Source organism: Bradyrhizobium sp. CCBAU 11434, assembly GCF_028128895.1.
GTDB classification, from domain to species: Bacteria; Pseudomonadota; Alphaproteobacteria; order Rhizobiales; family Xanthobacteraceae; genus Bradyrhizobium; species Bradyrhizobium zhengyangense.
This window is the reverse complement of record NZ_LBJX01000094.1, coordinates 85,184-110,679: the sequence shown is the minus strand read 5'-3', so window position 1 is coordinate 110,679 and position 25,496 is coordinate 85,184. Positions and strand designations below refer to the sequence as shown.

Below are 25,496 nucleotides of genomic sequence, written 5' to 3'. Positions count from 1 at the left end.
CAGCGCCGTTATTTTCTGAGCGCCTCTCGCTAGCCGCCGAGACGGACTTGAAGATCCTGGTTGTGCTGTCTGGTCCGTGCAGCCGACGGAGCGTGACTGTACAGATAGATGGAACGGCAGTTGACCGTCCCGCCATCATCGAATGGAGAATGACATGTTGTGCCTGGGAATTAGTGGCGGTCTTGACCGAATCTATGAAAGCTCGCCGGAGCTGCCGAATACATTTCTTCACGATGGAGCAGCGGTCCTTGTGCGCGATGGGCGCGTGATCGCTGCTGTTGAAGAGGAACGCCTCAATCGCGTCAAGCACTCCAACAAGCTCCCGAGCAATTCGATCCGATACTGCCTTTCCATCGCAGGAGTTGAGCTCGGCGAGATCGACCGTGTCGCGTTCTACGCGACTGAAGCCTACTGCAATACTATGCTCGAGCGTCTTTCTGTTTCTCAGCCCGTTCCGCTGGACGCCAAATTGTTGCTGCGGCAGCTGCTGGCACGGGAGTTCGGCGCCGAGATCGATCCGTCCCGGCTTTGCTTCGTGAATCACCACGAGGCGCATGCCGTGAGCGCGTTTGCTATGTCCGGGTTCGAGCAAAGTCTCGTTTTTACGATCGACGGCGGTGGCGATTTTCTCTCGGGCCTATTGTCGGTGGGGTCTGGCACCGAAATTGCGAAACTTGCAACCTTCCCGGAACATAACTCCCTGGGACTGTTCTATCTCGAGACGATCCGGTATCTCGGCTACGGGTTATTCGACGAGTCCAAAGTGATGGGCCTTGCCCCGTACGGTGATCCCGCTCCCTATCGCGAGCTCTTCGCGCGGTTCTACGAGTTGTTGGACAACGGTGGCTATCGCGTTCACCTGGATCGAATCGGTCCGGCCCTAGTCCGCAACATTGAGGTTCGGCGAAAAGGAATACCATTCACCCAACAGCATCGAGATGTCAGCGCTTCGCTGCAGGAAGCGCTGGAGCGGATCGTGTTTCACATCCTGCGCCACTATCGCGAAGCGACGGGCATGACTCGCTTGTGCCTGGCTGGGGGTGTAGCCCATAACTGCACGCTGAACGGCAAGCTGCTTTATTCCGGGCTATTTGACGACATCTTTGTCCAACCCGCAGCGCACGACGCCGGTTGCGCACTCGGCGCTGCATTGATGATGTCAAACGAGCTTGGCAGGCCAGCGCCGCGCGAGCGACTGCCGGACGTTTATTGGGGGCCCGATCTCGGAACCGAGCAAGCCGTAGAGCATGAGCTCAACGCATGGTCAGGCCACCTCGACATTCAACGAAGTGATGACATAGCATCCAGTGCGGCAGAATGGATGGCAAATGGCGCTGTAATCGGCTGGGTTCAGGGCCGCTCTGAATTCGGCCCACGTGCGCTTGGTAACCGCAGCATTCTTGCGGACCCGCGGCCTGCGGAAAACAAGGACCGCATCAACGCGATGGTCAAGAAGCGCGAGGGCTATCGCCCGTTTGCGCCATCTGTACTGGAGGAGGATGCGATCGAGTTCTTTGAGCTCCCGGACGGCACGCAGCAGCTCCCCTTCATGAACTTCGTGGTTCGTGTGCGTGAAGCCAAGCGTAACGTGCTCGGTGCGACCACGCACGTTGATGGGACCGCTCGGCTGCAGACAGTATCGCGCAGGACAAACCCCACCTATTGGGATGTAATTAATGCTTTCAAGAGGCGAACCGGCATCCCGGTTCTTCTCAATACGTCATTTAACAACAATGCCGAGCCGATCGTGGAGTCCGTTTCAGATGCGATCACCACGTTCTTGACGACTGACCTGGACGGACTTGTTGTTGGGCCTTTCCTCGTCAGGAAGCGGGCAGCATCACTGCAGGAGTGGAGTGCACTGGGCGTTTCATTGCCGCCGTATGCATCCCTTCATCGTGTTCGCTCCCACACGGGGCCAGATCGTCAGGAAACAGTCTGCGAGATCCGCACGGGACATTCAGGCCGCGGCAGTATGCGTATCTCATATGAGCTTTTCGAGATCTTGATGCGGATCGAGGGCGAGGCGTCGCTCGGCTCGCTTCTCGACGCAACCATACTAGGCCAGGGCAAGCGTGAAGATCTCGTGAAGGAACTGCGGCTCGTGTGGGAGCTGCGGGGCGTTCGCCTGCATCCGCCGCGCGGGGCTTGCGGCCGCAATAAACTGCAAAGCGAAACATAGCCGAAGCTCAGAGCATGGCCATGCTTATGCCTGCATGTGAAGAGGCCAGGCCATCCGACGCACAAGGTTCATCGGCCATCCGACTAAAATCGGAGCGCCGACGCAACACCGCTGAAGAAAGACAAAAAGTGTTGAGAGAACGCGGCCCATCACGGAAAGCGCTGCTATGAAGTTCTACCGACGCAGCTCGCCGGCACCGCGATTTCAGACCATGACGCCAAACAAGATAATACCTGAGATGTCTGCAACGACGTCTCTTGTCCAACCAGGAGCCCGGGAAGAGGCAATGCAGATGCTTAGCGGTTCGAGGAATGATCGGTTCGTAGTTTCCCGGCGCCGTACGGGGTTCGGCGACTGCCTGTGGTCACTGGCGGCCGCCTGGCGTTTCGCAAAGCAGACAGGTCGGACGCTAGCCATTGATTGGCGGGGATCTTGTTATCTCGATGAGCCATTCACCAACGCCTTTCCAGTCTTCTTCGAACCGGTTCAAGACATTGCTGGCGTGCGGGTGATTTGCGACGACGAGATCAATCGGCGTTCATTTCCCGGACCATTCTTCCCGGCATGGTGGAACAAGCCATCCATCGATTGCGTCTATCGCCCGGACGAGCAGATTTTCCGGGAACGCGACGAGCTCGATCAACTGTTCCAGAGTCGGAAAGATAGTGATGCTGAGACGGTTGTGTGTGACGCCTGCCTGATGTGGCGCTGCGATCAGGAGGCCGAACGAGTAATCTTTCGAAGCATCAAGCCACGGCCTGAAATTCAGGCTCGAATTGATGCTATCTACCGCGAGCACTTTGAGCCGTACAGCGTAATCGGCATTCATGTCCGGCATGGCAACGGCGAGGATATCATGGGGCATGCCCCCTACTGGGCTGACCCGGAGCGCGCCTTCCGACAGGTCTGTAATGCCATTGATAAGGCCCGGGGTTTACCCCACGCAAAACCCGTGAGGGCTTTCCTGTGCACGGACAGCGCGCTCGTCCTTGAGAAGGTTTCGACGACATTTCCTGATGTTTTCACGATTCCAAAACAGTTCCAGGCCCCTCAGGCCGGCCCATTGCACAACGCCGCGCTAGGAGCCGAGGGCGGCTTTTCCGCCCTCATCGATATGTACCTCCTTGCGCGCTGCGACACTGTGATTCGTTTTCCCCCGACGAGCGCCTTTACGCGCTATGCGCGTCTCTTTGCCCCACGCGTTATAGAATTCGATTTGAACGATCCGAGTCGATTGATCCTGATTGAAGAATCCTCGCAAGCGCTCGTGGCTTCATGAGAGCCGTTGCCCGCGTGATCGATCTGATTGCCGCTTTTTGCATTCAGCAGCATTCGCAGAGTTTTTCGGGGCGGGAATTGTCTGGCCGAAGTGATGCTCTGTCGCGAACTTCCACCGGAGAACTGAGCGACGCGGGGGCCGAATTTCTTCCGCTGAAGCTCGACGTCGACAACAATGACTTTAGCGTGGCTGCCGCCACGGTAAATAGGTGTAACACGTCCTCGCTTCGGGAGCGCAAGTTGAAGCTAAAGCGTGATGGCATCAAGTGCGATACCCTGAATTGAGGTGTTTGGCACATTCCTCGGAGGTGAAGACATCGAGTGCGTGGCCGATTGCGGCGCGGACTGCGTCGACGGTTCGCGGGGCAGCTTTGCGGAGCAGGTGCTTGAGCTTGGCAAAGACCTGTTCGATCGGGTTCAGGTCGGGCGAGTATTTTGGCAGGAAGAAGAGCTTGGCACCGACCGAACGGATGAGTTGGCGAACTGCCTTGCTCCTGTGGCTGCCGAGGTTATCCAGGATGACGATATCGCCGGGTCGAAGGACGGGCAGAAGCACTTTCTCGACATAGGTGCGAAAGCTCACGCCGTCGATCGGCCCCTCGATGAACCATGGCGCATCGATCCGGTCATGGCGCAGGGCCGCCAGGAAGGTCATGGTCTTCCACCGGCCGTGGGGAACCTTCGCGTGAAGTCTGTGGCCGCGCGGCGCCCATCCCCGCAATGGCGTCATATCGGTCCTGGTTCCAAGTCTCGTCGATGAAGACCAGCCGCTCAGCCTCGACGCGATCTTGATACTTTGTCCACTGGGCTCGCCGCCGCGCCACCTCGGGGCGATCGCGCTCGCCAGCCGCCACGCTTTTTTTTGAAGCTGAGCTTCTCGGCATGCACAAAGTCCCACACCGAGTGGTAGTCGACCTTCACGCCACGACCGGCAAGCTCAGCAACGAGGCCACGTATGGTGAAATCGCCGTCCTTGATCCGCTGCGACAGCCAGACGGCGTGGTCTCCCGAAACCGCCTTCGGCTTGTGACCGCCCATTTGGCCAGGCGCAACGCTGCCGGTCTGTTCGACCCGCTGCATCCAACCGATGGCCGTGCTGATCGCTACTCCAAACTGCTTGGCCGCCTGATTGCGGGACATCCCGCCCTCGATCGCAGCCACGACACGCTTGCGAAGATCCAGAGAGTAAGGCTTGCCCATCCATGCTGGCCTGCGATCCAGCCAGCATGGTGAATCGGAAACACACTGATCTGGGAATCCCAAATCGATTCAACCTAACCCCATCGCGCTTTAATCGGTGGTCGATCGCGGATGAACATATCGAAAGGCTCTCAGTTCATCCGGTGAGCTCCGTCTTGGCGGTCGGTACTCGCTGGTGTGAACGGCGCTTTTGAAATCCACTATTTTGAAGAAACCTTCAGTACGCCAGGTCGCGGTCCGGAATCATCCGCCCGGTGATGTGCCAGTGCTGGACACGGCCGAGCAGGCCGCGATGCAGTCGGGATCAGTTGCCTACAAATCTCACGTACGAAGCTGGTAACGTCAGTTTTTGAGTTGAGGCGGCTACTGGCGGGGGCCGCTATCCTGATCGATGCTTGCCTCGACGATACGCGCTGGATATCTTTTGGCTCTTCCGGTTGTGCGATCGGGAAAGAGAGCGCTGCTCGCAGCCTTGTCTTTACGACGGCGAGTGTGCTCGCGAGTTTACGTAGCTGATGCACCATCGCTGTCGCAAAGCACACGCACTATGTCTTGAACGAACCGAGCATTCCGCGTGCGCGACATTAGGACGCAAAACGGGAGCGGATTTACATGCATCGCAGTGGCCCAAATCCTGCTACGCATGCCGCACGCAGCAGGAGAGGAGGCGGGCGTGGATCTCGATCTACAAAAGAACGATCTGATCGAAGGCCAGGTGCCCGAAACAAATTTAGCTTGCCCTTTTCAGACCGATAAAGCCCGTGTTCATGGCAGAGAACAGAAAGTGATGTTGCTCACCGGAGCATCGCGCGGAATTGGTCATGCCACTGCCAAGCTGTTCTCGGAGGCGGGCTGGCGCATCATTTCTTGCGCGCGTCAACCGTTCGACGGCGAGCGATGCCCCTGGGAGGCAGGGAAGGAAGATCATGTCCAGATCGACCTCAGCAATCATCGAATGCTGCCGCGCGCGATCACGGAGGTCAAGAAACGCTTGGCCGGTGCACCTTTGCACGCGCTAGTGAACAATGCCGGTGTCTCACCGAAAACGCCCGCTGGCGATAGAATGACATCGTTGACGACGTCAACCGAGACCTGGATGAGGGTGTTCCATCTCAATCTGGTGGCTCCAATCCTGCTGGCGCAGGGTTTGTTTGACAAGCTAAGAGCCGCGTCAGGATCGATCGTGAATGTGACTTCGATTGCGGGCTCACGGGTGCACCCGTTTGCCGGCAGCGCCTATGCGACATCGAAAGCTGCGCTCGCGAGCCTCACACGCGAAATGGCCCACGATTACGCGCCCCATGGCATTCGCGTGAATGCGATCGCGCCCGGTGAAATCAGGACCGACATGTTATCGCCCGACACAGAAGCGCGTCTCGTGCCAAGTATCCCGCTGCGGAGGCTCGGAACGCCGGATGAAGTGGCCAAGGTCATCTTCTTCCTGTGCTCGGATGCGGCGAGCTATGTCACGGGGGCCGAGGTGCCGATCAATGGTGGGCAACATCTGTGAACCGGCCGGCCCTGGCGACATAGCAGACTTGAGCTGCACCAGCGGTGCTTATGTTCTCCGCTGACGACGCGCGCACATTCCGCAAAACGAAAATGAAAGCACACCGTAAGTTTACCGTCGTGCCATTAAAGGTGTTACGGTCCTATGTCATCTCGTCAACATTTGGGGTTAGATCGAGAGTGACATGCAAAACGAAGCTCGCCAACCGGGGCAAGGTACCAGGGAGGATGATCAAGAGAACGGAGGCCGCCTCATGCTCGATATCCCTTCCTCACGTGAAAGACCTGCCTCGCAACCTGATCCGGAGGGTAAGCTCTCGGGGGAGCCGTTGCGTGAGAGCGCGCTGACCGGCATCTTCGAAATATCGAAAATACTCACCGCTCCTAGTCGGCTCGAAGTCACGTTGGCTAACGTTGTTGGTCTTCTGCAATCGTTTGTGCAGATGCGGCACGGCATCGTCTCACTGTTCGAGGACGACGGCATGCCGGACATGACAGTGGGCGCCGGCTGGAGCGAAGGCAGCGACGAACGTTACCGGATGCAGCTGCCGCGGAAGGCAATCGACCAGATCATCGCGACCGACAGGCCCCTTGTCGTCGAGAACATGGCCGCCGATCCGGTATTCAGCGCTGCCGACCGGGAAGTGCTCGGTGCCTCTGATGATATGCCAGTGTCGTTCATCGGGGTTCCGATTCGTATTGATCCGAAGGTCGTAGGTACACTGACGGTTGACCGTATCCGGGACGATAGGTCGAGTCTCCGGCTCGAGTACGATGCGCGACTGCTCGCCATGATCGCCAATCTGGTGGGACAAACAGTGAAGTTACATCGCTTGTTCGCTTCCGATCGCGAACGACTGATGACGGAGAAAGACCGGCTACAAAAGCAAGTACTAGAGCTGAGGCAACCCCCTCGGGAGCGCAAGAAGCTACACGCCCATGGGATCATTGGCGACAGTCCGGCGCTGCGTGGGCTGCTCGAGAAGATTGCGGTTGTAGCCAGATCGAACAGCACGGTTCTGCTGCGTGGCGAATCCGGTACCGGAAAGGAACTCGTCGCCAAGGCCATTCACGAATCATCGTCCCGCGCCAGGCGCCCATTCGTTAGGCTGAACTGCGCGGCCCTTCCTGAGACCGTCCTGGAATCCGAATTATTCGGCCATGAGAAAGGCGCCTTTACCGGTGCATTCAGCTCGCGCAAGGGGCGCTTCGAGCTTGCTGACAAAGGAACGCTGTTTCTTGACGAGATCGGCGAGATCTCAGCTCCCTTTCAGGCGAAGTTGCTGCGCGTTCTGCAAGAGCAGGAGTTCGAGCGCGTCGGTAGCAACCAGACTATAAAGGTCGATGTTCGAGTGATAGCTGCGACCAACAAGAACCTTGAAGAGGCTGTCGCAAGGAGCGAGTTCCGCGCGGATCTTTACTATCGGATCAGTGTAGTCCCCCTACTGTTGCCACCGCTGCGCGAAAGACGCAGTGATATTCCGCTGCTTGCCAGGGAGTTCCTCAAAAATTTCAATAACGAGAACGGACGTACTCTAACGTTGGAGGCGAGTGCGATCGATGTACTGATGAACTGCGGCTTTCCGGGTAATGTCCGCGAACTCGAAAACTGCATCGAGCGAACAGCGACGCTGTGCGCCGGATCATCGATCGTGAGAAATGACTTTGCATGCTGCCACGGCCAGTGCCTTTCCGCGATGCTCTGGAAAAGCGCGTCGGATGAGAGGCCAGAGCAACCAGCACCCACGCCACGGGTGCCCGCAAACTCCATCATTCCGGCAGCCGAAGCGACCCAGCCGGTCCAGTCTGTCTGCGGCGAACCGGCCTCACTGGGACCTCCCGGCACAGTTCTCGTTAGCGGCGCGAAGATGGCCGATCGCGAACGGGTCGTTGCGGCCATGGAAAGGTCTGGCTGGGTGCAGGCAAAAGCAGCCCGCCTGCTCGGACTAACCCCGCGCCAGATTGGCTACGCGCTGAGGAAATATGGAATCGAGATAAAGCGGTTCTGAATGACGACATCGGTCGGAACCGCTACCACCAAGCAGGTATATGAGGGCAATCTCGCGATAGGCGATCTCATCGCGATCTGAAGGGAATGGGTCCGCCCTCGGGGACGACTGGGCCGCGAGCGAAATCAACGCCCGCTTGCAGGACTGCTGTCGAAGGGCGGGCTCACCTGGTTCGATGCGAGAGCCATGACATCCTGAGCGTCACCTGCGCGCCAGGGAATCGCGAGCCTTCGGTTGCTCAGCTCTAAGAAGCGATCGTGCATCTCCCTCGATCAAGCTCGGACTAGTGAGCGGCAATGCTCATTGAGCGTCAACCAGTTCGCCGCCCGCCCGTGGGGGGCCCTGCCTAACAGCGCTGTCGCAGTCCCGACTATGTTGGCATTCGTTCGTCGGAAAGCGGGTTTGAGGGGCGCATCACCGGTCTAAGGCCCTGTGATGGCAAGCGGATTCCAAGAGGCAGGCGATGGTACAACACTTGCTGTGCTCTGCGCAGCTGTCGCAACTTTTGGAGCAACACCGTGCACAATGTCGTCTGCATCAAACAGGTTCCGGACTCGGCGCAGATCCGCGTGCACCCGGTGACCAATACCATCATGCGGCAGGGAGTGCCGACCATCATCAACCCATATGATCTCTTCGCGCTCGAGGCCGCGCTGGAGCTGCGCGATCGGTTCGGCGGCGAAATTACCGTGCTTACAATGGGGCCGCCATCGGCGGAAGACTCTTTGCGAAAGGCGCTGACTTATGGCGCCGATCGCGCAGTCCTACTAACCGATCGCTGCTTTGCGGGCTCCGACACCCTGGCCACAACGTATGCACTTGCAACAGCAATCCGAAAAATTGGTAAGGAATATGGTTCGACAAACCTCATCTTCACGGGAAAGCAGACCATCGACGGCGATACGGCGCAGGTTGGTCCCGGCATCGCAAAGCGGCTGGGCGTACTGCAGCTAACCTACGTTGCGAAAGTCAGATCCATAGATCTCGTCGCCCAGACAATTGAAGCGGAACGACGCTCCGAAGGTGGTGTCCAGGTGCTGCACACGAGGCTGCCCTGTCTCATCACCATGCTTGAGGCAACGAACCAGATTCGGCGCGGGGCGATGGCCGATGCCTTGCGTGCGGCCCGTGCTCAAATCGTGAAATGGAGCGCAAACGATGCCGGTGTCGAAGACGTCGCCAAATGCGGCCTCAAGGGATCGCCGACCGTCGTCAAGCGAGTGTTCGCTCCCTCTGCGCGGGCTGAGAAGGCGGCGCTGGTCGAGGCCGGCGAGCAGCCGGCGCAGGCGTTGATAGAGGCTATTTTCAAGCATCAACCGAAGCTCGAAGCCGATCTTGCTGCACTTGCCCGTGAGGCTTGATCTGGAGAGTCCCGATTGAAGCGGTGAAGGATGTGCCAACACCATGCGAAACCCCGTCCAGTGAGCGCGCAAGATGTAGCTAGGCATCTCAGCCCATTCTGGCCCATGGCGTTCTTCCATTGCTCGCGATCACCTGGGACCGCATGTTCCCAAGACCACGTTATGGCTTCGACCGATCCCCGGACGTCGCCGCGATTGGCAGGCGCATCTCCAAAGGGCGCGGCGTGCGTCCACATCCCGCTATATGGTCCTGTTCGGCCGCGTTGAGGCGACTGCTTCGCGCCTACTTGTCACCAGCGAAGACGGAATACGTCAGCGACCGAGATATGGACCAATCTCCGCGATTCAACATCCCTATGCCCATTCTGAGTGGTGGCTGGCTTTTCGCCGTCTGGTGTCTGACGGCCGTACAAGCGCTGTTGGGTTCGATACACTTATAATGAGGAGCCGGTCGTGATTTTGTCGATGTATTCAGATGCCGTGGAGTGAGTGCACGAGTTGGCACGGTGATTGCTGTAAGTGGGCGGAGTGGTGCCGGCGAACGCGAAACATAGCGGCATCTTGTTTGAGAAGCTCGTGCCGGCCAGCAGGCGGCATTTCGGGCAGCTTGCGGACGAAGGCCCCAAGGGCAGGTAGAGGCGGATAGTGTTGCAATGCTGTACGAAGCTCATATCGGTTCGATCAACTGGCAGGAGCAGCAAACGCAAGAGCCTGCGCGGCGCAACATCTCGCCATGACTCTGCAAGCGAATGCTCATACCGGCAAGAATTCGCGGCATCGGACTTTTCGTAGACAGGAACCGGTCTGGATCGCCGGTCAGTTGATCTACGCGTTCCCTTCGATGCGCGTGAGCAGGACTGAGCATGCCCCTGTCTGCTACGGCGAAGGTGGCCACCAAGAAAGTTGCTTGGATGGTGAACGTGACCACAAGCCCACCGCAACCAACGAACTCGCGTTCGGCAATAGTTGGCCCGGATACGAAGTTGCTCTGCCAAGGATCGTTCTCTCCTCATCGCCTAGGGTCAAATGACATCTCGAGCATCTCGATTTACACTCGATCAGCCTCCGCAGATTTGCTGCCAGTACTTGACTGAGCAAGCGCGAGCCCTGTTCGGCCCGCACCCGTTCGCTGCGGAGATGTCCGAGGACCAGGTCGCTAGCCTGCTGCCCGAATATCTGGCGATGTCACAGGCGTTCCCGTACCTGCAGGCGGGGTCGCAACGGGATCTCATTTTTGACGCAATGAAGCACAATCGAGATCTTGCGAGGGATATTGAACTGACCAGCGTGGTCGCAAATTTCATCTGTTGGGATGAGACGGGCGGTCATGGCCAAATTCTCCAGGGCGGCAAGGCGGCGCTACCCGATATTCTGGTGACTGAGAACTTCCACTCGAACCTGCTTAGAAAGGATGCGTCGCAACTCCTCGGCAGAGCAATACGGCCCAACTACGGCGCCACGACCAAGCGGTATCTGCATTCTCTCTATGCCGGATTGTCATCGAAAGATCCCTTAGTACGTTGCGCCTACATGGTCGCTTTTGAGCTACATGCAGCGGACATGATCCAGTCTCTATGGATCACTCTGGTCAAAACCTTTAAGGCGCGGCCTGACGATCTTGAGTACTTCCGCAGCCATGTCGGCGGAGAAGATCCCGCGGAGAAGTATCACGGAGAAATGACAAGCCGGCTGATTGGCGAACTTGTCCCGGCCGACCGTAGTGCTCACTTTTTGGATGAATTCGATCGAGCCTATCGGCTCAGCTTACAGTGGTGCCGCGATCTGCTCCGAATTGTCTCACTTGAAGGAGATGATCACCCGGAGATCGAACACCGTGGCCGTTGTCATTGTGGTTCTGTCAAGTTCTACGTCCAAGCACCGCGAGAGATCTCTGCAGTTCGATGCAATTGCTCAATCTGCCAAATGTCGGGGTTTCTGCACTTGCTCGTGCCTGGCAATAAGCTCGGCATAGAGTGCGGCGAAGAATTCCTGACGGAGTATCAGTTCAACAAGAACATCGCTCGGCACACGTTTTGCCGGGTTTGTGGCGTAAAGCCATTCTATAGGCCGCGGTCGAACCCCGCCGGATTCAGCGTAAATATCCGATGCCTGGATAACAGGACCATCGAACGCGTAACAATAAGCGAGTTCGATGGCGAGCATTGGGAGCAAGCATTCCGCTCGATGCACCCTGACCCGGAGTCCTGCATCGAACATAAAACCCTGGAGTGAACTCGAATGGCGCGCGCAATGAATCATAAATCCCATCTGCTTTCAGAAGAAGCTTTGACAAAATACCGCATAGAGCTGTTGGTGAAGGGGACGGTCGTGATTGGCCCTCAGATACTGTTCACCCCAGATGACTTGGCCAAGATCGATCAGCTGCAGGCTGAGATTCCCGAAGAAGAAGTGAGGGAGGGAGATGCCGGCGACTCGCACAATGTTTTCGTCAAACGCGTGAGGGTCGACCCGCCCGGCCGCGCTCCTAGCGACGTGAGCGGTGCAGCTCCACGGCAGATCATGGATCTACTTGAAAGGAAAGACCGCAGCTTCGCGCTAAGAAAGATCTTGGGAGCCACGTCGGATCACGTGATTCGCCGATGCCAAATGCATCGGATGCCTCTTGGTTCGTTTGTTGGCATTCATCTGGATGCTGCGAGCGATCCAGATTTCGAGTACGCAGTGATTGTGCAGCTGGCGAGGGACTTCGAGGGGGGTGAGTTCGTGGTATATCCAAGCGGGTACGAACACCAGGTATTCCGACCACCATTTGGCGCCGTGCTTGTCACCACATGTAAGCTCCGGCACGAGGTGAAGCCTGTGCTGTCGGGCGAGCGCCGATCGCTGGTCTACTTCTGTTCAAAACGCAGCGGCGCAAACCGCCGGATCATCGAAAGCTCGACCGCTGGTGCATGAGGTGGGCGGCTAAGATGCTTGCGAATTGATTTGGTCAGGGGGGAGCTCTCAGGAGAGGGTCGTAGCTTGGCATCTTGTGCTCAGACTGTCCTTCGCAAAGGCTGCCGAAATGGGGGTCGGAAGTCACGGCGAGCCTTGATGCCTGTAAAGTCCACCACGCGTAATCCAAGTACAGGTTGCTCAGAGTAGTTGCGGCAAATCATGGTCGCCGCGTCGAACCGGAAGATGTCTCGGCGCGTGCGATCGTGTACTCGCGCTCTGCGCAGGACGCCCTGTGTGGTCATCAGGTTCTCAACAGCTACGAGACCTAGCAAACAGCCGAATGCTCGGCCGAGTTGGGACGGCATGTGCGCGCCCTGAGGCTTTGGAAGAGTTATCAGAAGGCGCTTCTGAAGCTCCTTGATCCCGCTCGGCCTTTTGCTGGATCTCCTGCATCAGCCGAGCCCTAAGTATTTATTTGGAAAGCGAGAACGGATGGACTTTACCTAACCTCGCGGGGCTCCAGAATCGGGCAGCGGGGCCCGCAAGAGAACTTGTCGGTTTCCGTCGGCAGATGCAGCGGCTTTCGACCAGCAGTTGCGGGAGATCGTCAATGCCAGTGGCGGCGTGCGATGAAGGTCTCCAAATCAAGTCGGCACATCCTTGCCGTGCGTTCGAAAGCAGGGACAAGCTCGGATGAATTGGCCGGTTGAAGATATAGTCGCTGGAATCTCAATCAAACCATTCGCAGTAGGCGTTGCTCCAGATCGCGGGCCGCGGGCCTATCGCGCGCAATCACAAGACACTCCACCGTGCCAGCCTCTTCGTCGGAGGCAAGCGGGATCACGCCCTCCTTGCGTGTGCGGTCGAACAGAAATCCGTCCTGGACGAAACGATCATGCGCCGTTTGGAGGGATCGTGATCGAACGTTTCTTACGGATAAAATAACGTTGCAGCCGGAATAGTCGAAGCCCAGCAGCCGGACGGCAATGCTGTGTAATACCGAGCCGCCACCCCAGCGGCCGTTCGCTTCGTTAAACAGCAACCGTCCGTCATCGGCGAAAATGGCGTCAATGTTGATCATTCCGCGATATCCCAGGTTTCTCGCAAGCGCCACGAATCGGTAGGCGTGCGCCTGAGCAGTCAACCATTGCTCGTTCCCCAGGTCGCTCGGAATCTCAAGTCCTGTCCAGATCAGAGCCCTTTCGGATCGATCGGCGCTTTTGCGCAGACGAATGTTTCCACTGTTCATGAAAACGATTGAACCATCATCCTCAATTTCATACTCGAGATAGAACAAAGACTTGGCCAGGTGGTACGACTCCACGACCAGCGTCTTACAAGATGCGGTTGTCATCTCAGACCAAAGCGCGTCAGGATCAAACGACGGCCATGGAATTTGCCGGGTATCTCTTGCCCCAGGTAGTGGATCGCTTTCATTGCCGGTCAGGATGACATTTCCGACTCCACCGGCTCCATTGTCCAGCTTTACAATGACGCTGCCGGTCTCGGCCCTGAGGGAAGTCACAGCTCTGAATAGTTCGTTTGGGTCTGCCGTGACGGATCCATTGGGCAGCGGAAGTGCGACGCTTGTCGCTAATTGACGGAAGTGGCTCTTGCGGTTCAACAGATCAGGCCCTCGCTGCAGAGCGAAGTCGTCGCCGGTCTGCGGTATGCCCAGCATGGCCGCCAGGCGTGCGACGCCTTCGGTAGAGTAGCAGGGATATAATCGCCAGGTTGATTTCTGACGAATACGTCTGTTGAGTCGCTCAACAACAGTCTTGGACAGAAGTGTGCAATCATCAAGGACCGGAGATTGGCGGCCACCTTCAGGTACAAGTAGACAAAGACTCGATGCGTCGAAATCGAGCGTCGCGCCAATGAAGGATAGCAGATCCGGCGGGATGATTACTGGGGAGACTATCAGGTCACCCTCATGAGCAAACCACGCTGAACGGTATGCCGAATTGGCGGCCAGCGAAAGTTGAGCTCGTGTCAGATCGGCGCCCGACATTTGAGCTGTACCCGCATTCAGGATCACGATCCGCGGCATCCGCGACCTCCGGGCATTTGGGCGCGATCAGACAGGGATCGTGATGCCAACAATGGTGAACTAGTAACACCGTGGTGAGCACTAAGCGAAGCTTGATTTGGCGCCGTCCTGCTCCGAGAGAGGATAGGTCGGTGCTTTCTCATCGACCATTGCAGCTCCAGATAATTCCCCCTGCTGGAGCTGAGGATCGCGATCCGGTCTCCGTTCTGGACGTCGAGTTGATTGAAGGCGCGAGCGATCCGCTCAGTCTGTCGGTTGAGGCTGACGAAGCTGAGGCTGCCCTTCGAAATGGATCGCAGTGTTGTCGGAACATGTGCAACGGTCCGGTCGATCAGGCTGCAGAGATCAAACTCTTTATTCATGCGCTTCAGGCCCGCATAGTACACTTGCCGCGAGTTGCTTTCAGCCCAGAATTGCTTGGCGAGGCCCCGATCACATGCTTTGCCTTGTGCAGGCTATGATCGCACGGGCTTGGGAGAACCCGGTTTTTGATGGTTCTCATGGGGTGCGAACAATGGATATTGCTTGAGGGATCGCGGCCGATTGATCACTCTCTCTGTTCTGCTGGGCTGCGGTCGTGTGCATCTGTCCGTAGTGATAGGCACACCACGAAGAGAGTTTCTTGCCGCGTCTTTGATATACAGGCTCGCCGCACATATAGGCCTCTCTGGGATCTCCATCCTTGAAGCCGATGATGCAACGGCATTGGCCTTCAATATGATCAATCAATAGGACCTTCTTGACACGGTCGGGCTCTTTCAACTTGCTGCTCCATAATGCCAAGCGATACCTTCCGATGCCGAGCTGGTCACGACTAGCGGCAGTTGCGGCTCAGGCGCTTTGAAGCCTCTGCAGGGCCGCCGTTTGTCGCACCTTTGCGCGATGGAAATGACTTGCCACCACAGGAAAGAAGTTTGAACGGAGGGGAAAGCCGGTTCGGCGAACTGATTTTGGCGCGGTTCAGATTCGGGAAGCAGCGTCCCGCCGTAGGGGGCGCGGAAGGAGTTCTACGTCGGTCGATTCTGATCTGATGGGCTCTCTGGTGCCCCGGCCCAGAACAGCCACATAGTCTCGCTTTCGGAATGGCGAGCCATTCAAAGCTACGTGCGAGCCATAGCGCCGCAACCGGGAGGCACCGCAGAGCCCTTCCGGCCGACCCGCCACCGCGGATGAGAATCATGACCGACCGTCGGGACGGGTATCTGACCAGCTGAGACATTCGCAATCCTTCACAATCCCGGCGGCAGCCCGAGCAGGTGCCGACCTCAAGACCGTACGACTTAACGTTACGTCCGATTCAAGCCCTTTTAGGAGCGTGCCCAAGCTCTCAAATCGGGCCGCCGGCCGGTCTGGCGTCGCACGCATTCAGCGCTGCGATTTCAAGAAGGTTCGTCTCACTTCGAGATCAGGGTCGCTCCCATGAGCCGATTTTCGGAAATGCTCGCCCTTTTGCGACCAAGTGCTCGCTCCTTTGCAGCAGATTGCCGGCCTGACCTCCGCTGCGTCGTCATAGAATAGCCCAGTCACTTCTGTCCAACGCTGCCCCTGCAATGCCAAATCCGACATCCGCCTGAGGTCGGTCTGATGGGGAGCAGCCTGTGGCCCTCGGAGGCGAGGAATGATCCCTCGAATGTGCAGGACATTATGAGCAGCTTTACATCTCGTCGATTGAACCTTGCGCCAGCAATTGTAACCATCCGCCGTTCGGCTGTCCCGACGGCATCTGCGCAAAAACCGCAGTCAGTCAAGGACTAAGGTACGAAGCGCGCCCCGGAAGTTGATCAATGGACTTCCATCGCTTTCTATGGTCGCGATAATTCGTCCGATAACGATGGTGTGTGTACCAAGCACCTTGTGGTCATGCAAAACGCATTCGAGCGCGCAAAATGCGGTGGGCACCAGCGGTACATCGAGGACGCCCTGATACCAGGGCGCGGTATCGAAGCGGTGAACGCCTTTCGCCCCGTCCCGACCGCCAAAACGAAGGGCAAGGTCCTCCTGGTCACTGCGGAGAACACTGACCCCAAAGCTGCCGTTGGCAATGATCTCATCATGTGCCTCGGAGCGGGCATTGATGCCAACGACCAGGTAAGGCGGCTCCATGCAGATGGACGTCACAGAACTTACCGTCACTCCACGTCGCGCCGTCTCGGTCGTCACGACGGCGACACCGCTCGCCAAGCTTCGCATGGCATGGCGGAACTCTGCCGGTTGGATAGACGACATATACCGAATCCCAGGAGACGATTGCTGGCTCATGATCAGCCTCTGGAGTTGAACCCTACTTTTAGGCCTCCACAGCCAGAGACGACTTTGATACCCATTGGGCCTGTAATGGGGTACCCGGTCGAAATTGCGTGACGAGTGGGCTCAGATTGAGACCCGTATGACTTCGCTGTCCTCTGGATCAGCTACGATCATGATCGGACGCACGTGCAATATCTCGGCGCGTTCGCCGGATCGGCATGCGCAGCCGCAGAACTTAATTGCCGCTCCCGCGTGTTTTCACGAGGCTCTCATCAAACAGGAAGCCGCGCTGAGCACCCCGGCGACGCTCCAGTGAACATGCGGTCGTGATCGCGATCCGACCAGGCGGGGCCGGGGCCTCGCTGGGCGCCGTGCGGACGGGATGATGCCGATTGCGGTTGCGGCCTGCCAGACTTCCTCCGCATCTAGACGGCATCGGTGCATCTAGTGGACTTTTTGGATAACACGTTTTTTTGCATCGAGAAGATGCTCATCGAGCGTCGCGTGAAGCACACCCCGCAGCTCCGGCGGGATCGAGCTATCCGTATCGATCAACTCCCGAAACTTCCGAATGATGTGTTCTATTACTGCGATAGATCCGAGTGTTTCAGTCCTCTGCCAGGACATCATCTATTGTCTCCTTTGGGGCGAAGCGCGCTTCCTCGCGGGTCCTCACCTGCGCGACCCGGGCTGCAACAGGCTCTCGTCGATAAAAAGTTCGCTCTCGGGCCGCGTGCTCAGCGCGAACAGGCGGCGCACGCTCGTTGAAATCCCGCAGAAGTGATGCGCATTCGAGGCTGCAATATTTTCGCGCTCGTGAGTAGCAGACTTGGTTGCAATACTGGAACATCGGCCAGCTCCGGCTGTCAGGCGTTCGAAACCGCGATCAGGCGCTTCAGTCGGCTGGCTGCGGCGCCGCGATCAAGTGATTCTTGTCCAAGTGCAACGCCTTCCTGCAGTGTCGAGGCTCGCCCGGCGACGACCAACGCCGCCGCGGCGTTCAAAAGCGCGGCGTCGCGCAATCGACCTGGCACTCCATCAAGCACATTCTGCAGCGCGGCGGCATGAGGCTCCGCATCCCTGCTCTCCAGCGCGTCGCTGCGGCAGCGGGAGAGCCCGGCTTCTTCCGGACTCACTTCGAAGGTGCGGACTATGCCCGCCTCAAGCGCAGCAACAAACGTTGGGCCGGTGAGGGTCATTTCCTCGAGCCCGTCCGAGCCATGAACAACCCATACCGACTCGGCTCCAAGGTTCTTCAAGACGTACGCCAGAGGCTGAACCCATTCGGCAGAGAATACCCCAACGATCTGCCGCTTGAGCCCCGCCGGGTTGCACAGAGCCTCGATTAAATTAAAGATCGTATGGGTTCCAATTGCGCTCCGGATCTGCCCGATGCGCTGCATCGCCGGATAATGCGCGGACGAAAACGCGAAGCCGATGTCGGCTTCCTGCACGCAACGTGCGATCGCCTCAGGCTTGAGATCGACCTTCACACCGAGGTACGCCAGTACGTCTGCGGCGCTTGAACCCGAAGACGCAGCGCGGCTGGCATGCTTGGCCACAGGACTGCCGGCCCCGGCGACGATGAAGGAAGCACAAGTCGATACGTTGACCGAATGCATGAGGGTCTCGCTCGTGCCACTGAGACCGACCGGATCGCATGGCGTCTCGACCCGCGGCATTCTATTCCGCATCGCCGAGGCGGCGCCGGTGACTTCTTCGACCGTCTCGCCCCGGACCCGCATCCCCAGCAACAAGGCACCGATTTGCGAGGGAGTTGCGTCACCCGACATCATGCCGTCGAAGGCTGACGCGCTTTCCTCACGCGTCAGAGTGGCACCCGTGGCAATCTTTCCGATGATCGATCTAAGCACTTCCATCGAACTTTACACGTTCCTTGTCCAAACCTCGAGCTCTTCCGTTCAGCGAGACGTCGTTATAGAGACCGGACACCGATTGCCTTAATGCGGTGGCCTGCCCCACGCCGCATAGCCTAATTGATGCTGAGGCGGCAGTCGGTGCAGTGTGGGCACAGTTGGCGAGGCTACAACCTGACGCTACGTAAGGGTCAAGCTGTTCATTTCTGGACACCACATCTTCACTTCGAGTTGCTGCCTTTGTCGCCAGTGTCTCGAACGGAGATCACGTAGCGGCATTGCTGACTGAGGCTCGCTTGCTTTGATCTGAGGCAGGCAGTGATAGCGGTGCGATCTGGTATGTGGCTGCTACAAAGGCGGAACACGTCCTCCATGCAAGCCTGTTTCTCTTCTGCGCTCGGCGTTTGATCGCGCCCGTCGACCGGCCGCGGGATTACAGCTGTCATTGCGACGAGAGCGATGGCGCAATGGGAGAGTTTGAGGCGCGAAGTCAACTGAGTTCGAGTCATGATATCCCTTCAAGTCCGTGTAGGTGCGTTATTGTTGTTACCGCGCGAAGCGCAACATGCTGTCAAACGGGAAACCGGCCGCGACTGCTAAAGCACGGTGCCGGCATGCTCGTTCTTCCGCTTTTTCCGGTCCGTACAGTGCTGGTCATCTGTCCGGACCGACAAAACGACATCTGCCTAGTGGTAGAGCACCACGAAGAGTAGAAGCACTGGCGGCTGGGCTGGTCCAGCAAGTGATCATTCTGGAGCTTCCGTTGATTTCGGTGCATGCCCGGATGTTGCGAGGCATTGTTTGAGCGTGACATGTGCCTAGGTTCTCTGGCTCAGCCTACTCGCCAGCCGACTAATGACGCCGTCGCCGGCGCCGGGTTGAAGAGCCCGCACCAGCTGTCGCGCTGAGACAGCAGCCGGAAGCGCAGGTGCGTTCAAGCGACTGTTGATGATGCATTCGATTGTTCAGAGCGAACCATGATGGCGCGCGCCAGGACTATGTTTGACGTGATCGCGCCGGTGTTTCCCGTTATGTGAACACGTTCGGTCGTCAATCTGGGATGGAGCCTCCGTCTCGCGTCCGTTCCGGTGAGGCGACGGTCCTAGGAGCGCCTGCCGTGAGGATCTCGAAACGCGCGATTTCGTCCAGCCGCGACAGGAACAGCTCCGACGCAGCGCGGACAAAGATGCACACGGCGGATCTTATCGTCCTGATTGATGTTTGAAGCATTCGCAGTTCTCATGACGTGTCCGGGACGTCTGGGTTGTCGGACTTGTCCAGGATCGTACAATGTGACGCTACGTGCGATTCAAGTCCCTTCGACCGTCCGATCGTCTGAGGATCTTGGGGCTGTGTATTCTTCGTACGAGCCGCGGCTCCAACGCGCACGGTGGTGCTCCAGAATAGCAGCTGTGCATGGCGACCGTCTGCTTCGGCAACCGAGGCCGCGAGCGTCGCTGTTACGTGATTATACGGAGAGATGGTGTCGCACTTCTTTGATCTACGAATTGCATGATCTGGGCATGAATCCGAAAAGTAGACTCTACCAGCCCGACCATTGGCGCGGCCGCGCGGAAGCAACGCGAAAGAAAGCGGGAGCGCTCCCTGACGGAAAAGCCAAAGACAGGCTGCTTAAAATTGCCGTGGAATACGACAAGCTGGCCCGGCGTGCCCAAGTGTGGCAGATGCATAAAAACGAGGACGATACGTGGCCCGACGAAGAGCTGTAAAGCGTCGCTGGGGATCAGCAGACGGCCCCGGCCTGTTGATCGCTGCCCGCCCCATGGCCACGCAAATGCCGCTCATCAAAAAAGTCAGTGTCTGGAAAGCACGTTGAGGGCTCCGTAGGGGAGCATCCAGACGGTGCCGTGCAGCGCTCCAGATTGCCACACCTACGCAAAGGTGGAGCAGGCCACCTGCCGAACGCTCCTTCAGGTCTCCTCGTTTTGGCAGCTTCTCGAGAGCTAATTCTCATGTCACGAGAATGCGGAACCCTAGACCTCAATTGGCGGTCAATGCGTCGGGCTCAACCCGGAAGCCCCGAATGCCATCCACGTGCGGACGTGTTGAGCTGTTGCAGGTCGATGTTTGGAACTTTCTCGCGGCTGCAATGGCATATCAGTTTCGCCAATTCGAGATATCTGCGTCATGTCTCAATATCTCCTTTGCGTCGGCGCTGGTGTGGATTTCCAGATGGTCGCGCGAAATGTGCACGGGAACTAAGTCTCTGTGAAGAGCTCTCCACGTCCGATTGATTCTGCGCATACGGTGCGGCCGCGGCATGCGACAAGCGTCGGAAAGCCCCTCGGGGCTTCATCCGAGACATTTTTTCAGAGGAGCGCTGCGATGATCCAATAAATACCCACCCAAAGCAGGGCATTTATGAGGAGTGCGGCCAACGGCCAAAGATTCCACCTCCTTTGCGCCTGCCCGGAGCGACAATTGGCGCCGCAATACTTGGTCGTTGGATGCTTTGGTGTGCGCCAATGCGTCATTTCATCAGACGTTGCGCTGGTCCACGGAAAAATGCCGGGCTTTGCATGCCTCGTACCACTCATAAGTTCGCAGTCCTGTTTCATAAAGGAGAGTATCAGAATCGTTGTCTGTTGCGCGGCGAGCATCCGCACGATGGCATGCTCGTGTATCGTCGGTACAGTTAAGGCCGCTTTCCGTCACCGCAGCAATCTACGTGCCACGACGAGAGAAGTGTCGGGACCGCTTTGATGCAAGCGAAGGCGCCTCTGTCGGGCGTTGGCAACATACAGTCGCTGCCCGAGGTCGGATTCGCGACGTTCATGTCTGAAAGACAACACCCCTATTATTAGCGGACGCGTGAGCGCGTTCGCACGCGTCATACGGTGAACAATGAGTTAGGACTTGCATCGTAGTGAAGCAGGAAGATCGGCCGACGGGGGCACTTAATGAGAGCGACTAATCATTGATTCTGACCGTTAGCTTACGAGAAGACATCGAGATGGCAGGCAGTCCGCTGGATGTTATCAACTCGGAGACAGTTCATGCCAGGCACCCGCTGCTCTGGTGCAAGCTCGTTCGACTTGACCCCGTACAATTCGATCGTGTTCACATAGATGGCGCATTGGTGCTATTCAGAGCCCAGACGGCTGCGAATGGTCAAGTACTACGATCTCACCAAGCATTAATATCGCCGCGAAAACATAAACTGGTGCCAGCACTGGTTTTGCGACAGGGCGTGCCATGATTACGACCAATTCATTGAAGAGGGGTGACGGCTAAGAAGCTCAGGCAGGTCGCCATCAAACTTGAATGGCCGCTAACGCTTGCATGAAGCGCGAGAGAGCGATGGGCGACATTCGTGTTGCTGATGGGCGCTCTGTTCGGCGATGTGCGACTGATACTGGCTGGCATCGATGGGTAAGATGCTTCGCATGAGAGAGGCTTGATAACAGAGTTGCATCGTGAGCGGAAAGGTGCGATCGGCGGACTGATTCGCTGTCGCGCCGATCGTGCTACCGCTCATACTCAGGCGATCGGTGGCCCTGAGAGCGCTCGTCGCCGACAATGCGAGCGTTAGAAGAATCTAACAGGAGGACGAGTGTGATGGACGACATCTGCGGCTTTTTCAGATGGTGCACTGACGAGTGGTCTAGGAGCGCCGGGCCGAGGATCGAGCTGGTTGACGAGTCGCGAGACAACGCCATTTGCGTCGAGCTCAAGCCCGTCCGGGAGGCAAAGGAGCGGGCGTGCGCGCGCAGATAATAGAGAAGCTGGAGGCCGGCCGCGTACAACACGGCCGGTTCGGTACCGCTCCGGGATCAGGCCCTTGCGGCGTGTTTCTTGTTCAGGGGCCTTGCGGATGCGAACTAAAGATAACTGGATTCGTTCGTCCCGAATGGGAGCATGTTGCGGTCTCGACGCAGCGACGCTGTCCGAACTGGGAAGAGATGTGCTTTGTCAAAGACCTGTTCTGGGATGAAGAGGAGTGCGTCATGCAACTGCATCCGCCACATTCGCAGTACGTGAATAACAGCCGATATTGCCTTCACCTGTGGAGACCCACTCATCGGGAGATTCCGATGCCGCCGGCAAGCTTTGTAGGCGTTGTTGGACTAGGGCCCTCAGACGCGGCAATGTTCTTCGCGCGGATGAGCGCGACAGCATGATAGGGTGAGTTGGTAATATCCGAGCGGAAGGTGACGCCGAGCGGCTGCAGAAGCACAGATCGGCGCCGCCGAACTGAGGCGTCATAAGCGGGTATAGGTCAGGATCAATCGCCTGTTGCCGTGTGCGGGCGGCTGAACCTGAAATTGGCTGCTGTCACGTAGGAGCAGCTAACAATGCACTGATCCGGGTAAAAATTGCGGAACCGTGTTGAATGTGGTTCGGCAGCAACATTTCACCAGGCCGACGACCGGTCACAAGGCTGTAACTGACCGATCCAACGACGCGAATTGCGCAACTCTTTGGAGCGAGAAGTTTGTGCCGGCGGGCGGCATAACGCGGTGATGGTGAGATCGGGCCAACGCGACGGTCGAATTCAGTTTGACGAAGGCGCTCTCGCCCCATCACCCTGACTGCATCCGGAATTGCAGAAAGTCGGCCTGCTGTCGCTGTGCGACAGTCATCCGCTCGTCGGCTACAATCCCGCATCTAGAGCGGGGCTCGTGAGCAGAGTCGGTCGAGACACCAATTAGGCGCGGGACGGTAGCTTCGCTAATTTATCCGGTTGTCAGCTTGTCGTCAGCTTGCCGCAAGATCATTCGCAAGCAGAGCGTAAAGCAGCCCGCGCTCGCTCTGAGGAAACGTACGCTGAGGAAGCAGGCGAACCGGCATGTATAATCGAGTTAGTGGCCGATCCACACGCCCTAATCAAGCTGACGAGCCGAGCCGGTCGGCGGGCAGCTACGAATTCGCTCAAGCATTGACAGATCTCGCTCAACGGGAGAGCCCGCCATCTGGGGAATTGTCTGACAAAATGGGGCTCTGCTGCAGCAAGCCACGGACTTCAGACGCTATCATTTATAGTCCAAGCACCTCGGAGCCCAGCACATCCTCTCTGTCCTCCAGCTCAAATCCATCCTCTCCAGCGAGGCCTATTCGTCCTCTGTTCGAATACAGGACTGCTGAATTGTCCGAGGCCAATGTCAACGGAATCTGCGTTGGATTGGCAGCGGAGTGGCTCCTCGATCTCCCGAGCAGCCCATCATCCCGGATGAGGGCGCTGCGCCCGGGGACTCAAAATCACAGCTCGGCGGCAATGCGTCAGCAGCGATATGAAGAGCTCAAGACTCTGTTGCAAAGCGATAGAGGGGAAGGTTCTCACAACCTTCAGGCCAAAAGTACGATGTTACGCGAAGCCGGCCTGGAGCCGTTCGCCCGAGAGACGCGATATAGGTTTGGTACATCTTCGCGCATTGACCAGATCGTGAATGAGGTCGCCGACGATGGGTCGATCTACTTGGTCAGCTTGCGTTTCGCCGCAGGCGGCGCCCACACAATCGCAACGTCGACATCGAATGGAATGACGACCCTCTTTGATCCCAATTACGGGGAATTTACTGTTCGCTCAGATCAGATGGGTGAGTTGTTCGAAAGTCTCGCCGACCGCTACAGGAACCCGAACCGACATGATATAGCGACTGTCGTAACACAAAGGATGATGTGAGCGTTTGGGAGGTTGGAACATACTTGGCTGAGGCCCGCGAGTGGATCCTTTCGCTATCGATGCCGGACATCCGCATCGCGTCCGGCAGTGCAACCACGGCAAAAATATGGATTGTGGCGCTCTGAACGCGCGCCCAACGTGAAGCAGAGCTCACCGCGCCCATTCGGGCGTTGGAGGGCCATGCTCGACAGCAGCTCTTTGGAAGTAATGCAGCGAGGGGAGAATGCTTAGAGAGAGGCTGGCCGGTCACTCAGGTTGATGAGCTCGTGCCCTACCGTTGGACTTTCCTAAAAGTTGCTAAGCTCCTCGTGTGGGTTTCGACGCCTTTAGTCCTTGCGCTCAGGGCTAAGGGCGAGCATCACGCATCCAACGCAATCGGCGCAAGTTGTATTTTCGTCTGCTTTGGAATCGTCGCCGGTCGCTTCTCTAACTGACCCGGCCAGCCAAAAGGCTGCTGTCAACGACGATGTGTGCCGTCGCACCAGCGCACGACCGAGTCGACGCTCGCCACGAGCTCGGGCCCGTGCCTTGTCCTCGTCACTGCGCTTTCGCGGAGGTCTGGCTCTGGTTGAAGATCTCAACCGGAACCGAAAGTGATAACAGTATGAACTGTGTTCGATCCAAGCCTAGCGGTCGAACTTTTGGAGCGGGCCGACTACAAGGTCCTTTGACAATTTTCGAATTTACGGCTTGAGCCCCTCTCAGCGGAGACTGGCTATTAGTTCTGGAAGATCCGATGGCTTACATAGGATCCCAGTGTCACACCGGAAGCAGCGCGGGCGCGACTCGGCGCTGGTCAGGACGGTGAATCAGACGCTGTCGCTGCCACGCCCGCACTGGTTGAAGTTAGCAGAAACGTGACTCGGCGCCCGAAAGCCCCACGCATACACGGGGCAAGCGCTGTCCCTGCCACGCGCTGCTAACTTCGACGTCACTGTACACGGACTAACTGTCCGAAAGCTGACGAACCCGACGCGATTCATAAAACGAAAAGCGGTCGGTGTGGGTCGATGCCCTCCTAACTGGAAAGGTGATTGAGAGCCGCGGGGCAGTTTCGTCTTGCGGATTGGCGATGCATTGCTTCACGTGCGACGGCCTCGTCAGCTTCTGGAAAGCCTATCCATAATAGGATCAGCTCAATTGATTTCTTGGACGTGAGGCTAGTGTGGACCCGTCCAATTTCGATCCATCCAATGTAACAGCTTGGTCCCAGGTGCAGCACGCGGTGTTGGAAGAGCCCC

General features: G+C 57.6%; 16 protein-coding genes and 1 pseudogene. 11 read left to right on the top strand and 6 right to left on the bottom strand.

Annotation, left to right across the window (positions count from 1 at the left end; genetic code table 11):
* Nucleotides 1–154: 154 nt before the first annotated feature.
* The 3 genes from XI06_RS25170 to XI06_RS25160 all read left to right on the top strand — a co-directional run bounded on the left by XI06_RS25170 (nt 155) and on the right by XI06_RS25160 (nt 3,745).
* Nucleotides 155–2,182, top strand: coding sequence for a carbamoyltransferase family protein (locus XI06_RS25170; protein ID WP_271606751.1), 2,028 nt, complete (start codon nt 155–157; stop codon nt 2,180–2,182).
* A gap of 166 nt (nt 2,183–2,348) precedes the next feature.
* Nucleotides 2,349–3,461, top strand: a complete 1,113-nt coding sequence (locus XI06_RS25165) for a nodulation protein NodZ (RefSeq protein WP_271606750.1) — start codon at nt 2,349–2,351, stop codon at nt 3,459–3,461.
* 14 nt (nt 3,462–3,475) lie between these two features.
* A complete protein-coding gene (locus tag XI06_RS25160; RefSeq protein WP_271606749.1) occupies nt 3,476–3,745 on the top strand; it encodes a hypothetical protein in 270 nt (89 codons plus the stop codon).
* On the opposite strand, the pseudogene XI06_RS25155 reads toward XI06_RS25160, so the two are convergent.
* Nucleotides 3,723–4,660: pseudogene (locus XI06_RS25155) on the bottom strand (IS630 family transposase). The gene XI06_RS25160 and the pseudogene XI06_RS25155 overlap by 23 nt on opposite strands.
* Before the next feature lie 673 nt (nt 4,661–5,333).
* Here XI06_RS25155 and XI06_RS25150 point away from each other — a divergent pair.
* The 5 genes from XI06_RS25150 (at nt 5,334) to XI06_RS25130 (ending at nt 12,455) form a co-directional block, all read left to right on the top strand.
* Nucleotides 5,334–6,170 carry an SDR family NAD(P)-dependent oxidoreductase gene (locus XI06_RS25150; protein WP_271606748.1) on the top strand — a complete coding sequence of 279 codons (837 nt, stop codon included), beginning with the start codon at nt 5,334–5,336 and terminating at the stop codon, nt 6,168–6,170.
* A gap of 253 nt (nt 6,171–6,423) precedes the next feature.
* The gene (gene nifA / locus XI06_RS25145) at nt 6,424–8,178 is read left to right on the top strand and encodes a nif-specific transcriptional activator NifA (protein WP_271606747.1); all 1,755 of its coding nucleotides are present in this window, start codon (nt 6,424–6,426) and stop codon (nt 8,176–8,178) included.
* A gap of 518 nt (nt 8,179–8,696) precedes the next feature.
* The gene (locus XI06_RS25140) at nt 8,697–9,539 is read left to right on the top strand and encodes an electron transfer flavoprotein subunit beta/FixA family protein (protein WP_271606746.1); all 843 of its coding nucleotides are present in this window, start codon (nt 8,697–8,699) and stop codon (nt 9,537–9,539) included.
* A gap of 1,137 nt (nt 9,540–10,676) precedes the next feature.
* On the top strand, nt 10,677–11,771 hold the full coding sequence (locus XI06_RS25135; protein ID WP_271606745.1) for a GFA family protein: 1,095 nt from the start codon (nt 10,677–10,679) through the stop codon (nt 11,769–11,771).
* A 6-nt stretch (nt 11,772–11,777) separates the two neighbouring features.
* Nucleotides 11,778–12,455, top strand: a complete 678-nt coding sequence (locus XI06_RS25130; protein ID WP_271606744.1) for a 2OG-Fe(II) oxygenase — start codon at nt 11,778–11,780, stop codon at nt 12,453–12,455.
* Nucleotides 12,456–13,170: 715 nt separating this feature from the next.
* Here the strand turns inward: XI06_RS25130 and XI06_RS25125 are convergent.
* From XI06_RS25125 to trpD, 5 genes are all read right to left on the bottom strand, one after another.
* On the bottom strand, nt 13,171–14,487 hold the full coding sequence (locus XI06_RS25125) for a peptide ligase PGM1-related protein (protein ID WP_271606743.1): 1,317 nt from the start codon (nt 14,485–14,487) through the stop codon (nt 13,171–13,173).
* A 498-nt stretch (nt 14,488–14,985) separates the two neighbouring features.
* Nucleotides 14,986–15,249: a hypothetical protein gene (locus XI06_RS25120; RefSeq protein ID WP_271606742.1), complete on the bottom strand. Its 264-nt coding sequence runs from the start codon at nt 15,247–15,249 to the stop codon at nt 14,986–14,988.
* A 978-nt stretch (nt 15,250–16,227) separates the two neighbouring features.
* Nucleotides 16,228–16,746: a flavin reductase family protein gene (locus XI06_RS25115; protein ID WP_271606741.1), complete on the bottom strand. Its 519-nt coding sequence runs from the start codon at nt 16,744–16,746 to the stop codon at nt 16,228–16,230.
* Nucleotides 16,747–17,178: 432 nt separating this feature from the next.
* Nucleotides 17,179–17,364 (bottom strand): hypothetical protein, encoded by a 186-nt coding sequence (locus tag XI06_RS25110; protein ID WP_271606740.1) that lies wholly within the window; start codon nt 17,362–17,364, stop codon nt 17,179–17,181.
* 236 nt (nt 17,365–17,600) lie between these two features.
* Complete coding sequence (gene trpD / locus XI06_RS25105; protein ID WP_271606739.1) at nt 17,601–18,614, bottom strand: anthranilate phosphoribosyltransferase; 1,014 nt, start codon at nt 18,612–18,614, stop codon at nt 17,601–17,603.
* 1,493 nt (nt 18,615–20,107) lie between these two features.
* Between trpD and XI06_RS25100 the strand changes: the two genes are divergently transcribed.
* The 3 genes from XI06_RS25100 (at nt 20,108) to XI06_RS25095 (ending at nt 24,255) form a co-directional block, all read left to right on the top strand.
* Nucleotides 20,108–20,341 (top strand): hypothetical protein, encoded by a 234-nt coding sequence (locus XI06_RS25100; RefSeq protein WP_271606738.1) that lies wholly within the window; start codon nt 20,108–20,110, stop codon nt 20,339–20,341.
* A gap of 1,992 nt (nt 20,342–22,333) precedes the next feature.
* A complete protein-coding gene (locus XI06_RS43975) occupies nt 22,334–22,753 on the top strand; it encodes a DUF7694 domain-containing protein (RefSeq protein ID WP_442869472.1) in 420 nt (139 codons plus the stop codon).
* Nucleotides 22,754–23,421: 668 nt separating this feature from the next.
* Nucleotides 23,422–24,255, top strand: a complete 834-nt coding sequence (locus XI06_RS25095; protein WP_333909366.1) for a YopT-type cysteine protease domain-containing protein — start codon at nt 23,422–23,424, stop codon at nt 24,253–24,255.
* Nucleotides 24,256–25,496 lie beyond the last annotated feature (1,241 nt).

What these genes read in the sequence shown, in the direction of transcription:
- XI06_RS25170 (WP_271606751.1), top strand. Translation starts at nt 155, where the DNA reads ATGTTGTGCCTGGGAATTAGTGGCGGTCTTGACCGAATCTATGAAAGC.
- XI06_RS25165 (WP_271606750.1), top strand. Translation starts at nt 2,349, where the DNA reads ATGAAGTTCTACCGACGCAGCTCGCCGGCACCGCGATTTCAGACCATG.
- nifA (WP_271606747.1), top strand. Translation starts at nt 6,424, where the DNA reads ATGCTCGATATCCCTTCCTCACGTGAAAGACCTGCCTCGCAACCTGAT.
- XI06_RS25135 (WP_271606745.1), top strand. Translation starts at nt 10,677, where the DNA reads ATGTCCGAGGACCAGGTCGCTAGCCTGCTGCCCGAATATCTGGCGATG.
- XI06_RS25130 (WP_271606744.1), top strand. Translation starts at nt 11,778, where the DNA reads ATGGCGCGCGCAATGAATCATAAATCCCATCTGCTTTCAGAAGAAGCT.
- XI06_RS25125 (WP_271606743.1), bottom strand. Translation starts at nt 14,487, where the DNA reads ATGCCGCGGATCGTGATCCTGAATGCGGGTACAGCTCAAATGTCGGGC.
- XI06_RS25115 (WP_271606741.1), bottom strand. Translation starts at nt 16,746, where the DNA reads ATGAGCCAGCAATCGTCTCCTGGGATTCGGTATATGTCGTCTATCCAA.
- XI06_RS25110 (WP_271606740.1), bottom strand. Translation starts at nt 17,364, where the DNA reads ATGATGTCCTGGCAGAGGACTGAAACACTCGGATCTATCGCAGTAATA.
- trpD (WP_271606739.1), bottom strand. Translation starts at nt 18,614, where the DNA reads ATGGAAGTGCTTAGATCGATCATCGGAAAGATTGCCACGGGTGCCACT.
- XI06_RS25095 (WP_333909366.1), top strand. Translation starts at nt 23,422, where the DNA reads ATGTATAATCGAGTTAGTGGCCGATCCACACGCCCTAATCAAGCTGAC.